This is a genomic window from Aromatoleum toluolicum, from assembly GCF_012911005.2.
Classification (GTDB): domain Bacteria; phylum Pseudomonadota; class Gammaproteobacteria; order Burkholderiales; family Rhodocyclaceae; genus Aromatoleum; species Aromatoleum toluolicum.
On sequence record NZ_WTVS01000057.1, the window covers coordinates 23,485 to 35,759 of the forward strand.

A 12,275-nucleotide genomic window follows, 5' to 3' on the forward strand; every position below is an offset into this window, starting at 1 on the left:
TGCCGTGACGACCGTGGCCGTTGCACCGTCCTCCGCATGGACGCCGTTCAGGCATCAGGTCTTCACAGTGCTCTGGACGGCGACCGTCGTCTCGAACGTCGGTACCTGGATGCACGACGTCGGCGCGGGCTGGCTGATGACTTCGCTGTCGCCGTCGCCGCTGATGGTGGCACTGGTGCAGACGGCGACGACGCTGCCGATCTTCCTGTTCGCGCTGCCGGCCGGGGCCCTTGCCGACGTCGTCGACCGGCGTCGCCTGCTGATCACGTTCCAGTCGGTAATGGCGGTGCTTGCGGCACTTCTGGCCGTACTCGTGTGGCTCGAACGGGCCGACACGCTGGTCCTGCTGCTGATCACCTTCCTGCTCGGGACCTGCGCAGCGTTCATCGCTCCGGCATGGCAGGCGATCGTGCCCCGGCTCGTGCCGAAGGAAAGCCTGCAGCAGGCGATCGCGATCAATAGCGTGGGCGTCAATATCAGCCGTGCGATCGGGCCGGCGCTGGCCGGCTTCGCGATCGTCGCGCTCGGCGCCGCGACGCCGTTCGCCCTGAACGCCGTGAGCTTCATCGGCGTGATCGCGGCCCTCGTCTGGTGGCGGCCGGCGGCCCGACCGACGGCCGCACTGCCGGCTGAAGCGTTGTGGGAAGGCGTCGTGCTGGGACTGCGTTATGCCCGCTCGAGCCGGCCGCTGAAGGCCACGCTGCTGCGCGCGGCGGTCTTCTTCCTGCCCGCCAGCGCATTCTGGGCGCTGCTGCCGCTCATCGCCCGGAAGGAACTCGCGGGGAGTGCCACGCTGTACGGCGTCATGCTCGGCAGCGTCGGAGTGGGTGCCGTGCTGGGCGCGCTCATTATGCCCGCCATTCGCGGCCGGCTCGGGCCCGAACGGCTGGTGATCGGCGCGACGGCCTTGATCGCCGGCGTGCTGTTCGCAGCCGCAGCCGTGCGCGAGGCGACGGTCCTGACGCTAGCCTGCCTCGCCTTCGGCGCGGGCTGGATCGCGGTCTTGTCGACGCTCAATGTCTCGGCGCAGATCGCGTTGCCAGACTGGGTGCGGGCGCGCGGCCTGTCCGTCTATCTCACGGTATTCTTCGGCGCGATGAGCGCCGGCAGCGCGCTGTGGGGACAGGTTGCGGCGGCGTTCTCGATCCCGGTCTCGCTGCTGGCCGCCGCCGGCGTGCTGCTGCTCGCGATTCCGCTCACCCGCGGGGCGAAACTCCACCAGGCCGAAGGACTGGACCTGTCGCCGTCAATGCACTGGCCGGCGCCGATCGTGGCCGGTGACGTCGCGGGCGAACGCAGCCCGGTGATGACGACGATCGAATACCGCGTGCAGCCGGACAAGGCCGGCGAGTTTCTCGATCGCATGGCCGAACTCGGCCACGCGCGCCGCCGCCTCGGGGCGTACGCGTGGGGCGTGCTCGAAGATGCTGCTGAGCCCGGCTGCTTCGTCGAGTACTTCGTCGAATCGTCGTGGCTGCAGCATCTTCGCCACCACGAGCGGGTCAGCGGTGCGGATCGTGCGGTGCAGGAACGTATCCAGGCCTTGCTCATCCCCGGCAGCAAGCCGGTCCCGCGGCACCTTCTGGGGCCGCAGGATCGGCTTGCTTGAGACGCGCCGACCTCCTCAGATCGCCCAGCAGGAACAACCCAGCGCACCCCAGAACCCGACGAAGTCGGACACCGGGACGTTCGACTTGCGCGCATGGTCGTGCCGATGACCATGCACCGTGCAAGCCCCGGCGCACTGGTGGAGTTCGGCGCGTTGAGCCGCTGGAGGGGCGGTCCGATAGTGCCCTGGTACGCGTGTTACGGGCGACCACTCCGGCAGCACGGGCAGCGGAGGTGGGGCGAGCGGCGCGAATTCGGCGCTGCCCCAGACGATCCTGCCGCCGACCACCGTCAGCACGGATTCGAGGCCCTTGATCGCTTCCTCTGGCACGCTGAAGTAGTCGTCGGACAGCACCGCGAGGTCCGCCAGCTGGCCGTTCCTGATCGCGCCCTTGATGCCCTGGTCGGACGAGAACCAGGCGCTGCCGGCGGTCCACAATTCGAGCGCCGTCTCGCGCGACAGCCGGTTCTCGTCGCCGTAGAGCTCAAGGCCGCCGACGGTGCGTCCGGCCACGAGCCAATAGAGCGCAGTCCACGGGTTGTAGCTCGCGACGCGCGTGGCGTCGGTGCCGGCCCCGACGGGAATGCCTGCGTCCAGCATGCGCCGGATCGGCGGCGTGAGACGCGCGGCCTCGGCGCCATAGCGATCGACGAAGTACTCGCCCTGGAAAGCCATGCGATGTTGGATCGCGATGCCGCCGCCGAGCGCTTTCACCCGCTCGATGTTCGGCGCGGAGATGGTCTCGGCGTGGTCGAAGAACCACGGCAGTCCGGCGAAGGGAATGTCGCGATCGACCTTCTCGAAGACGTCCAGCATGCGGCCGATCGATTCGTCGTAGGTCGCATGCAGGCGGAACGGCCAGCGGTGCTCGACGAGATGGCGCACGACCTTCTCGAGGTCCGCTTCCATCGTCGGCGCGAGGTCCGGCCGCGGTTCGAGGAAGTCCTCGAAATCGGCCGCCGAGAAGGTCAGCATTTCGCCGGCGCCGTTGTGCCGGTAGAAGTCGTCGCCCTGACGAAGCGTGACCGTACTCGTCCAGTTCTGGAAATCCGCCAGCTCCTCCTTCGGCCGCTGAGTGAAGAGGTTGTAGGAGATGCGCACCGTGAGCTTCTGCTCGCGTGCGAGGTCATCGATGACGCGATAGTCGTCCGGATAGTTCTGGAACCCGCCGCCCGCATCGATCGCGCTCGTCACCCCCAAGCGGTTCAGTTCGCGCATGAAGAGGCGGGTGGAGTTCACCTGGTGCTCGAACGGCAGCTTCGGGCCCTTGGCGAGCGTCGCATACAGGATCAGCGCGTTCGGGCGGGCGATCAGCATGCCGGTCGGTTCGCCGGAGGCATCGCGCTGGATTTCGCATCCCGGCGGCGCCGGCGTGTCCTTGCCGTAGCCCACGGCTCGCAGTGCGGCGCGATTGAGCAGTGCGCGATCGTAGAGGTGCAGGACGAAGACCGGAGTATCCGGCGCGACGGCGTTGATTTCGTCCAGCGTCGGCATCCGCCTTTCGGCGAACTGGAACTCGGTCCAGCCCCCGACGACGCGGACCCACTGCGGGCTGGGTGTGCGGGCCGCCTGCTCGCGCAGCATCCGCAGCGCGTCGGCGAGGGAGGGCACGCCTTCCCAGCGCAGCTCCAGGTTGTAGTTGAGGCCGCCGCGGATCAGGTGCAGGTGGGAGTCGTTGAGTCCGGGGATCACGCGCCGACCGTGCAGGTCGACGACCTGCGTCGTCGTGCCGCGCTTGGCCATCACGGTCGCGTCGTCGCCCACCGCGAGGAATTTCCCGTCCTTGATCGCGACCGCGCTTGCGGCAGGTTTGTCGCGATCGACCGTATGGATACGTCCGTTATGCAGGATCAAGTCTGCCGACATGTGGCATCTCCCGTATTGCGTTTATCGATCGCCCGGCTTGTCGGGCTGCGGGCGCGAGCCGTGCAGCCATGGACGGGCGATCCTGACCAGCAGGGGCATCGCGGCCCAGGTCAGTACGATGACGATTCCGCCGGCAACCACGCCGGCGAAGATGAATTTCGGTACGAGCTGACCGAACAGCGGGGCAAGCAGCGCCGACACAATCATGCTCACCGGCCACACGGCGAGCCAGGTGAGCAGGGCCATTTTCCACCTCGGCGGCGGAGGTCCGGGCGAACGGAACCAGGCTTCGAGGCCGTCGAGGCGCCGATAGACGGGTTCGCCCTCGGTCATTGTCCTCGCCCGTTCGTCCCAGGTCTTGAACATCGGCGAGTCGTAGAAGGCATCCCGCTCCTCTTCGTTGCGGAAGGTGCGCAGGATGCCGTATTCGCGCGCGTCCGAGCCCGGCGGCGGCACGAGCAGGCTCGCGCCCATCACGCCGCTGTGCGCGAATGAAGTCGAAAAAAATTCGCGCAGCGCCTGCTGGAATTCGGCCTCGCAGCCGGCACGTACGCGGCGGGTAATGGCGACGTGTATGGACATGATCGCTTCCGGGAAGTCTCGGCTCATGGTCCGTCACGGCGAGGCCCGGCAGGGCGCACGCCGGGACGGGACGCTCAGTGTTCCTTGTGCGGAACCACCTGCGGCGTCTTGGCCGACTGCGGAGCCTTATGCACCATCGTGTAGGCGTACTCGACACCGACACCGTAGGCACCGGCCTGCTGCTTGAGGATGGACATCAGTGCGTCGTAATGCTCGCGGTTCTTCCAGTCGCGCTGGAATTCGAGCAGCGCCGGGATCGTCGTCAGGCGCACCGCGCCGGCCTGGACCATCCGCGACAGTGCGGCATCGTGCGCGGCTTGCGAGGTCGCCCCGCAGCAATCCTCGACGACGTAGATGTTGTAGCCCGCGCCCAGCATCTCGATCGTCGGCCACGTCACGCAGACCTCCGTCCACAGGCCGGTCATGATGATGTTCTTGCGGCCGGTGGCCTCGATCGCCTGACGAAAACCGCTGTCGTCCCACGAGTTCATCGAGGTGCGCTCGACCACGGGCTGGCCTGGGAACACGTCGAGCAGTTGCGGCCAGATGTAGCCGCTGAAGGATTCCGTTTCGACGGCTGTCAGGACCGTCGGCACGTTGAATTCCTTGGCGACCTTGGCGAGCAGGGTGACGTTGTTGATCAGCGTGGCGCGGTCGATGTTGGCGACGCCGAACAGCATCTGCGGCTGGTGGTCGATGAATACGATTGCCGCGTCTTCAGGGGTGTAGAGCTTCTGGTAGGGGGTCATGCGATTTCTCCGTGGGGTTGATCGGCATCGGTTCGCTCCTGCGACCGATCCTCATCGCTGCTCAGGACAATGAGCCTGGGTCTTTGCTGCAATGATCAATACGGGCAGGGCAGTGTTCCTTCATGATCGCCATCGCTTCGGCGCGGTGCGCCTGTCGCGACCAGTCGCGCTGCAGTTCGAGCAGGAACTGCAAGGCCGTCAGCGACACGGCGCCCGCCTGTTCGACGCGGCGGATCGCGGCGTCGTGCGCCCTGCGGCTCGTCCCGCCCGACGCATCCTCGACGACGTACATGCCGAAGCCTTCTTCCAGCATCTGCAGCACCGCGAACACGAGTGCCGTTTCGCTCCAGAGGCCGGCAACGACGAAGTTCCGGCAACCGCAGCGCCTGACCGCTGCGACGAAGCGAGGGTCGTCCCATGCGTTCATGCTGGTGCGGGCGATGCGTTCCTGCCCGGGGAAGAGTTCGACCAGCTCCGGCACGAGATCTCCACCGAGTCCGGGGAAGTCGACCGTCGTCAGGATGACCGGCACGCGGAAAGCCTTCGCGGCCTTGGCCAGCAGTACGACGTTGTCAAGCAATTCGCCGCTGCCGCTGCTGAGCACTCCGCCGAGCATCTGCGGCTGCACGTCAATGAAGACGACGGCGCAGTTGTCGGGCGTCAGCAAGCCCTTGTCGGTCGAACTCATGCTCATGGCGGCCATCCCCTTGCATGCGATTGACGTGCATAGGATGGTCCGTCGCGAACGCGAGCACCATTGACCGTTCCGGCGAATTTACGGTCGCGGAAATGGAGGAGGCGGGTCTCCTCCTTTTGGAGGAGATGGAGGAGGAGGGGGGTTACAGATGGACCAGGCCGCGGCGGTTCGCGACCGTGACGGCTTCGGTGCGGCTCAGCACGTTCAGCTTGGTGAAGATGCTGCGCAGATGGGACTTGACCGTCGTCTCGCTGATGAAGAGATTGGCGCCGATTTCCCGGTTGCTCTTGCCTTGCGCCAGAAGCGCCAGCACGTCGAGCTCCCGGCCGGTGAGCGCTTCGCTGCTGATGCCGGAGGCGAGCTTGGTCAGGAGCGCTCCGGCTATCGAGGTTTCGCCCGCATGCACGCTGCGGATGGCTGCGAGCAGGTCCTCCCGTGGCGCGTCCTTCAACAGAAAGCCTTTGGCACCGGCCTTGATCGCGTTGGCGATGTCAGTGTCCGTGTCGAAGGTGGTGAGCATGATGATGCGCGCCGCGCCATCGTGCCGCCGGATTTCCTCCACGGCGCCGATGCCATCCAGCACCGGCATGCGCATGTCGAGCATCGTGACGTCCGGCCGCCGGGCCAACCACAACTCGACGGCTTCGCGGCCGTCGGCCGCCTGGCCCACGACGGTCATGTCCGCCTGCCGTCCGATGATTGCCGCGAGCCCCTCCAGCACGGTGACGTGATCGTCCGCGACCAATACGCCGATTCTGTCTCCCGGCTTCGTCGTCGAATCCGTCGAAGTCATGCTCATACCCCATTTGTCGTGACGTTCGCGATCGGCAGGACGACGGCAATCTCGGTTCCTCCCGCCGGCGCACTGTCGACGCTCAATTGGCCGCCCATCTCCTTGACCCGTTCGCCGATCCCGACCAAGCCGAAACCGTCATGAGTGCGCCCCGGATCGAATCCGCGTCCATCATCGCGCAGCCTCAGCATGAGCGCCTTCTCGGAAAAGGAAATCCGGACGCCGATACGGTTTGCGTGTCCGTGCCGCAGTGCGTTCGTGAGCGCTTCCTGACCGATGCGCAGGATGTTCTCTTCCCATGTGGCGGGGATGGCGCGCGGCTCACCATCGACCGTCAGCTCCGCGACGATCGCGGTACCGGCCGTCAGCTCGCTCATCAAGCGCCGCAAGGCTTCGCACAGATCATTCCTCTCGAGCCTGCGCGGACGCAAGGCGTGTACGGAACGCCGCGCCTCCTGCAGGCTCTCGCGGGCGAGGTTGCCGGCACGAGCCAGATGCGCCTCGGACTCCGTCACGAGACCCTTGGCCCTCGCATCGGCGGCCGCCTCCAGTTGAACGATCACACCGGTAAAACCTTGTGCGAGCGTGTCGTGGATGTCGCGCGCCATCCGGTTTCGTTCTGCCGTCACTGCCATCTGGCGGCTTTGCTGCGACAGTCGCATCAAGTGAATCGCCAGCATCGCCTGATGAGCCAGTGCACGCGTCAATTCCACGTCCTCGCGGCGAAACGACGGTTTGTCCCTGCAGCACATGCCGATGATCCCGGCGACTTTCCCCGCCATCGTCATCGGCATGAACAGAATCGCATTCACCTCCAGGGCACGCCAGCGCTCTTTCAGCAATGACACGGCGGGATCGGGGTCCGCGTCGTCGAACACGCGACTGCACGTGGCCTCCGCTTCGCATCCGACGCACAGGTGGGGGGAGGGCGTGTCGAGGTCCTCGAGCAGCCCGTGCAGCCCCGTCCGCAGAAGCTCCGACCATACCGGATAGCCCTTCAGCAAGCCCGGAAGTCTTTGTGCCGGATGGTTCGCGTCACCGCTCAGATGGTCGTCGCCTGCGGCGAGGATCGCCCTGACATCGAGCGAATCGCCGTCCTCGTTCCAATCCCACACGCAGACGCTATGCGCGCCCGACTGCTGGATGATGGTGCGCAGAACATGCTCCAGCAACCGGTCCGGATCGGACTCCCGGGCGAGTGCATCCAGCATGTGCGTAAGGGCGTCGAGTTGCCCGCGCGCCAGGTGTTCCGACGCCCGCAAGGCCTCCGCCGCTTGCTGGCGCTCGGTGACGTCGCGCAGGATGACCGTGAAAATCAGTTTGCCGCCGATGTCGAGCTTGGAAATCGAAGCCTCGGCCGGGAACTCGCGTCCGTCCTTCCTGCGCCCGACGACGGAGGTGCGTTGCCCCATGGCCCGCGCGATATCGCGCGAGCGCGTAAATTCCGCCAGATGTTTCGAGTGCTTGGCGGCGAGACGTTGCGGGATGAGACTGTTCAGCGACTGACCGATGAGCTCTGACGCCGAGTATCCGAAGACCGCTTCGGCGCCCTGGTTGAACAACACGATTCGCTCATGGGAATCGACCGAGATGATCGCGTCTTCGGCGATTGCCAGAATGCCCTCGAACCGCGCCTTCGCAGCCCGGGTCTCGTCCTCGCTGTTCTTCTGTTCCGTGATGTCCATGATCGCGCCGACGAACTCGGCCGCTCCCGGCCCCGTTCCAACGGCACGGGCCACCACATGAACCTGCTTGATCGTGCCATCCGGCATCAGCAGGCGATGCATCAGGTCGAAATCGATCAGTTCGCGTGCCGCCCGATCGAGGGTGTCACGCAGCGCAGAGCGATCGTCGGGATGAACCCGGTCGAACACGAGATTCAGCGTCGGCGTCGTCGCAGCATCGTAGCCGAGGATGCAGAACGTCTCCTTCGACCAGACGAGTTCGCCGCTGGCCACGTTCCAGCCGAAGCTGCCGGTGCGGCTCAAGCGCTGAGCCTCCGCCAGATAGGCCGCGCTGCGCCGCAATTCGTCATCCGCCTGTTTGCGCTCGGTGATGTCGGTCGAAATCCCGCTCACCAGCGCCGGATGCCCGCCCTCGTCGAAACCCAGGACGCCGCGCTCGTGAATCCAGCGTATCGTCCCCCCGGGTTGGACGATGCGGTATTCAATATCCTGATAATCGGGATCTTCGCCAGCGACCCAGCGCGAAAAAGTGGTCTCGATGCGAAGACGGTCGTCCGGATGAATGGACTCGATCCAGAGTCGCGGATTGCGATGGAGGTCTTCAACCGGTCGGCCCCAGATATGTTCAAAGCTCGGGCTCGCATACAACACCTTTTCCGGGTGCAAGGCCGTGAACCAGATGACCTCCGGGATCGCGTCGGCCATCCGGCGAAAGCGCTCTTCGCTTTCCTGCAACTGGGCCTGGGTACGCTTAAGCCCATCGATGTCGACACTCGATCCGTACCAACGAACGATGGCGCCCCCACCGTCGCGCAGCGGGTAGTCGCGATGCAGGAACCTGCGGTACTCCCCATCGGCCCGCCGGACCCGGCCTTCGGCCTCGAACGGGACTCCGTTTGCCAACGCCGCACGCCATTCCTCGACCCACCGAGTGACATCATCGGGATGGATAGCAATGGTCCACCCCCAGCCGAGCAATTCTTCCGGCGGAAGCCCGACGTAATCCGACCAGCGCCGATTCACGAAGTCGACATGACCGTCCGGGCGCGCGCTGCGAATCATCGCGGGCGCCGAGTCCAGGATCAGACGAAGCTCATCTTCGCGTTGCATGACTGCATCTTCCTCCGACTTGTGGCCGTCGTATCGCACTGGTTCCGTCAGCGGGCCGTTCTGACCGGCCGTGCGGCGAGCTCATGATAGTTGCGGGCGGTCACGGCTTGCATGCGGCCGACTGGGAAGGGAATGGAGGAGGGGAGCGCCCGACGACAGCCCGACAACAATATTTAACCGCGGAATGTTCTGGAAGCAATACAACCCCCCGTCGAAGGCTTCTTCCGCCTTGCTCTGTGCCGAGTGGGTATGCCGGTCCATTGTTGGCTCCAGGAATATGCGTACGAAATGCGGCGCAATGCATACAAATTATGACATTAAAATGTTTGCGCTGATGTGCGGAACGCCGCATGATTGCAAGGATTTCGCTCGCGCAGGGCGGTGATTGCGACCACGATTTCAATGTTGTGGAAGCATCCGTGCGTGCCATGCGCAGCGGCGTTCCCGCCCAGTCATAGAACGGAGCAGAAAATGAGGAATGGAATACTTGCGGCGACCGTCATGTGCAGTCTTGCCGGTTTGCCCGCCGGTGTCGCGGCCCAGACGCAGCCGGGGAATCTCGGCGTGTCGGTGGAAGTGCGCGAAGAGGTGCGCAACAGCTTCATCTTCGTGCTGCGCGACGACGTTCCCGCGAACGAGGTGGCGCGTCACGCCAATGCGCTCGCGGTGGGGGCGGGCGGCAGGGTCACCCATACCTATACCGCGTCGATCAAGGGTTTCGCGGCGAAGATGCCCGACGAGGCCGCCGCGCGCATGCTCGCGGCCAATCCGCTGATCGCATCCTACGAACCGGATGCCATCGCCTACGCCTTCGCCAAGCCGGGCACGGCCGCGGCCTATCCCTGCACCGCGCCGCAGACCCCGTGGGGCGTCACGCGCGTCGGCGGGGCCGGCGACGGCACGGGCCGCACGGCGTGGGTCATCGATACCGGCATCGATTTCGAGCACCCCGACCTGATCGTGGATCGCGGTCGCAGCGCCAGCTTTCTGCTGCGCGGCAAGACCTCGGCGGACGACGGCAACGGCCACGGCACCCATGTCGCCGGCACGATCGGAGCGCTCAACAACGGCTGCGACGTCGTCGGCGTCGCGGCCGGCGCGACGCTGGTCGCGGTGCGCGTGCTCGACAACAGCGGCTCGGGAAGTTATTCCGGCGTGATCAAGGGGATCGACTACGTCGCGGCGAACGCCGCAAACGGCGACGTCGCGAACATGAGCCTGGGCGGACCTTACAGCGCGCTCCTGAATGACGCGGTGACCAAGGCGTCCTACACGAAGGACAACAACGGCAACGAGAAGAACGTGTATTTTGCCCTTGCAGCCGGCAACGAGAGCGCCGACGCGGCGAATTACTCGCCGGCCAGCGCCAACGGCCCGAACATCTACACGGTGTCGGCGATCGATGGCAGCGATACCCTCGCGTGGTTCTCGAACTATGGCAACCCGCCGGTCGACTGCGCCGCGCCGGGTGTGAGCATCGTGTCGACGAAGAACGGCGGCGGTGTCACGGCCTTTTCGGGGACCTCGATGGCCGCGCCCCACGTTGCGGGAATCCTCCTGCTCGGCACGCCGACCTCCGGCGGCAGCATCAAAGGCGATCGGGACAGTAATCCGGATCCGATCTGCCACCGCTGATTGCGGCCTCAGCCCCGCCGCATCCTGCGCGGCGGGGTATCACCATTGCGATTCATGGCGCGTCGCCCGCTTCAATTGCGGCCGGCGCAATCGCGGCGCCGCGTTCCGCGAGCAGCGCGCGCAGCACCGAGCGGTGGCAGTGCGCTTCGTCCGCGCAGTAGCAGCCGATCGAGAAGTTTGTCTGGTGCGATAGCGCGGCCAGCACGTCGAGCGAGCGGCTGTTGTCGGGTGTCGTCATCTCGGCGCGGTAGCGCTTCACGAAGGCCTGCCACTCGGCGGGCGACTGAGCGTGCTGCGCCTGCTGCGCGAGCTTCATCGTGTCGACGCTGGGCGCGAGGTTGGGATACCACACGTCGTACCAGTTCTGCGACGCGAACTCGGCCTTCGGCACGCCGCGCGGCGGGCGGCGCACGGTGCCGATGCGCAGGCCTTCGTCGGGCGCTCGCGGGGTACCCAGGCGGACAATGCGCAGGACCACGGTCGTTCTCCTTGTCCTTGCAGCCCGGTGGTGGGCGGGCCGGCGGTGAATGCGGGGCATCTTGCGCGTGCAGCGTGTGTCACGCAATGCGCACGCCCTCCTCGAACTCGATGCCGTGGCGGAAGGCGATCTCGGGCGTTCGGCATGGCTGGATCAGCGTCGCGTCGCCATATTTGAGCGCGACCGAGGCGCTTGCGGTGCCGGGGCTGAGCTTTCGGATCGCGCCGTCGCGTATCGTCAGCGCGAGGCTGTGGAATTCGGCCTCCAGCGCCAGCGTGAGCCGCAGCACCGGCAGGCTGATCCCGGCGAAGCCGAGGCGGATGTCGATCGCCTGCGGGGCGCGGATGCGGCACTTGCCCCAGTGCACGATCGCGCTCTCGCCGGGCGGGTGCTTCGCCGGGTCCGCGTATTCGCGCAACTCGTCGACGGCCGCCCAGGCCTTGAACACGAGCTCGAAGACGTCGAGGCGCAATTGTGCGGCAACCGCCTCGGCCGCTTCCTCGGCGACGAAGCCGAGCAGCGTGGCCGGAAAGTCGGCGTGCGCGGCATGCGCGCGCACATGCTCTTGCAGCGTGTCCTTGAGGTCGTCAGCGGCGACGTCGAGCAGCTGGCTGATGGTGATGCCGGTTTCACTCATGGCCGGGCTCCGGTGAAATGTCGGCGCGCGGTTGCGCGGCCGCGCGCAGGGGCGTGACGGCGATCTCGACGCGCAGCGGCGGCCCCTCCAGCGGCACGCAGCGCGGGCGTTCCGCGGCGCCGGCAAAGCTCGCGCGGACCGTCGGTTTCTGCACGGACGGGGGGCGCCCGCCTGTGCTGCGCGCCCGCAGCCACCACGCTGCGGCGCCGACCGCCGGCAGGGGGGCGAGCACCCACCACCACAGCGGGCTGGGGCCGGGCGGCGGAACCGGCTCCGATACGGGCGATACGGGCGGCAAGGTCGGCGAAGGTACCGGCGGTGGCTCCGGCGGTGGCTCCGGGGGCGGTGCAGCGGGCGGCTCCTCCGGTGGCGGTGATTCGGGCGCAGGTGTGGGCGGGGCAGGCGGTTCGGGTTCGGGAGCCGGGGGCGTGGGG

Annotated in this window: 11 protein-coding genes; 2 read left to right on the plus strand and 9 right to left on the minus strand. The window is 66.4% G+C overall.

Annotated elements, in window-relative coordinates:
- The first annotated feature begins 4 nt into the window (after positions 1–4).
- Entirely contained in the window at positions 5–1,609 is a 1,605-nt protein-coding gene (locus GPA27_RS21395) for an MFS transporter (protein WP_169142459.1), read from the plus strand.
- Between the two features lie 15 nt (positions 1,610–1,624).
- Here the strand turns inward: GPA27_RS21395 and GPA27_RS21400 are convergent, their stop codons facing one another.
- The 6 genes from GPA27_RS21400 to GPA27_RS21425 form a co-directional block, all read right to left on the minus strand.
- Entirely contained in the window at positions 1,625–3,475 is a 1,851-nt protein-coding gene (locus tag GPA27_RS21400; RefSeq protein ID WP_169142460.1) for an amidohydrolase, read from the minus strand.
- A gap of 21 nt (positions 3,476–3,496) precedes the next feature.
- Positions 3,497–4,057 carry an antibiotic biosynthesis monooxygenase gene (locus GPA27_RS21405; RefSeq protein ID WP_169142461.1) on the minus strand — a complete coding sequence of 187 codons (561 nt, stop codon included), beginning with the start codon at positions 4,055–4,057 and terminating at the stop codon, positions 3,497–3,499.
- A gap of 74 nt (positions 4,058–4,131) precedes the next feature.
- Positions 4,132–4,806: a hydrolase gene (locus tag GPA27_RS21410; RefSeq protein WP_169142462.1), complete on the minus strand. Its 675-nt coding sequence runs from the start codon at positions 4,804–4,806 to the stop codon at positions 4,132–4,134.
- 61 nt (positions 4,807–4,867) lie between these two features.
- Positions 4,868–5,500, minus strand: coding sequence for an isochorismatase family protein (locus GPA27_RS21415; protein ID WP_246261325.1), 633 nt, complete (start codon positions 5,498–5,500; stop codon positions 4,868–4,870).
- 145 nt (positions 5,501–5,645) lie between these two features.
- Complete coding sequence (locus tag GPA27_RS21420; RefSeq protein WP_246261327.1) at positions 5,646–6,248, minus strand: response regulator; 603 nt, start codon at positions 6,246–6,248, stop codon at positions 5,646–5,648.
- A 50-nt stretch (positions 6,249–6,298) separates the two neighbouring features.
- Positions 6,299–9,091 (minus strand): PAS domain S-box protein, encoded by a 2,793-nt coding sequence (locus GPA27_RS21425; protein WP_169142465.1) that lies wholly within the window; start codon positions 9,089–9,091, stop codon positions 6,299–6,301.
- Between the two features lie 471 nt (positions 9,092–9,562).
- On the opposite strand from GPA27_RS21425, the gene GPA27_RS21430 reads away from it, so the two are divergent.
- Entirely contained in the window at positions 9,563–10,726 is a 1,164-nt protein-coding gene (locus GPA27_RS21430) for a S8 family serine peptidase (RefSeq protein ID WP_169142466.1), read from the plus strand.
- Between the two features lie 52 nt (positions 10,727–10,778).
- Here GPA27_RS21430 and GPA27_RS21435 read toward each other — a convergent pair whose 3' ends face one another.
- The 3 genes from GPA27_RS21435 to GPA27_RS21445 form a co-directional block, all read right to left on the minus strand.
- Positions 10,779–11,204 carry a DUF488 domain-containing protein gene (locus GPA27_RS21435; RefSeq protein WP_169142467.1) on the minus strand — a complete coding sequence of 142 codons (426 nt, stop codon included), beginning with the start codon at positions 11,202–11,204 and terminating at the stop codon, positions 10,779–10,781.
- Positions 11,205–11,283: 79 nt separating this feature from the next.
- The gene (locus GPA27_RS21440; RefSeq protein ID WP_169142468.1) at positions 11,284–11,841 is read right to left on the minus strand and encodes a hypothetical protein; all 558 of its coding nucleotides are present in this window, start codon (positions 11,839–11,841) and stop codon (positions 11,284–11,286) included.
- The coding region (locus GPA27_RS21445; protein ID WP_373322794.1) for a hypothetical protein at positions 11,834–12,275 on the minus strand (442 nt) is incomplete at its 5' end. The genes GPA27_RS21440 and GPA27_RS21445, both read right to left, overlap by 8 nt.

What these genes read in the sequence shown, in the direction of transcription:
- GPA27_RS21400 (WP_169142460.1), bottom strand. Translation starts at nt 3,475, where the DNA reads ATGTCGGCAGACTTGATCCTGCATAACGGACGTATCCATACGGTCGAT.
- GPA27_RS21405 (WP_169142461.1), bottom strand. Translation starts at nt 4,057, where the DNA reads ATGTCCATACACGTCGCCATTACCCGCCGCGTACGTGCCGGCTGCGAG.
- GPA27_RS21410 (WP_169142462.1), bottom strand. Translation starts at nt 4,806, where the DNA reads ATGACCCCCTACCAGAAGCTCTACACCCCTGAAGACGCGGCAATCGTA.
- GPA27_RS21415 (WP_246261325.1), bottom strand. Translation starts at nt 5,500, where the DNA reads ATGAGCATGAGTTCGACCGACAAGGGCTTGCTGACGCCCGACAACTGC.
- GPA27_RS21425 (WP_169142465.1), bottom strand. Translation starts at nt 9,091, where the DNA reads ATGCAACGCGAAGATGAGCTTCGTCTGATCCTGGACTCGGCGCCCGCG.
- GPA27_RS21430 (WP_169142466.1), top strand. Translation starts at nt 9,563, where the DNA reads ATGAGGAATGGAATACTTGCGGCGACCGTCATGTGCAGTCTTGCCGGT.
- GPA27_RS21440 (WP_169142468.1), bottom strand. Translation starts at nt 11,841, where the DNA reads ATGAGTGAAACCGGCATCACCATCAGCCAGCTGCTCGACGTCGCCGCT.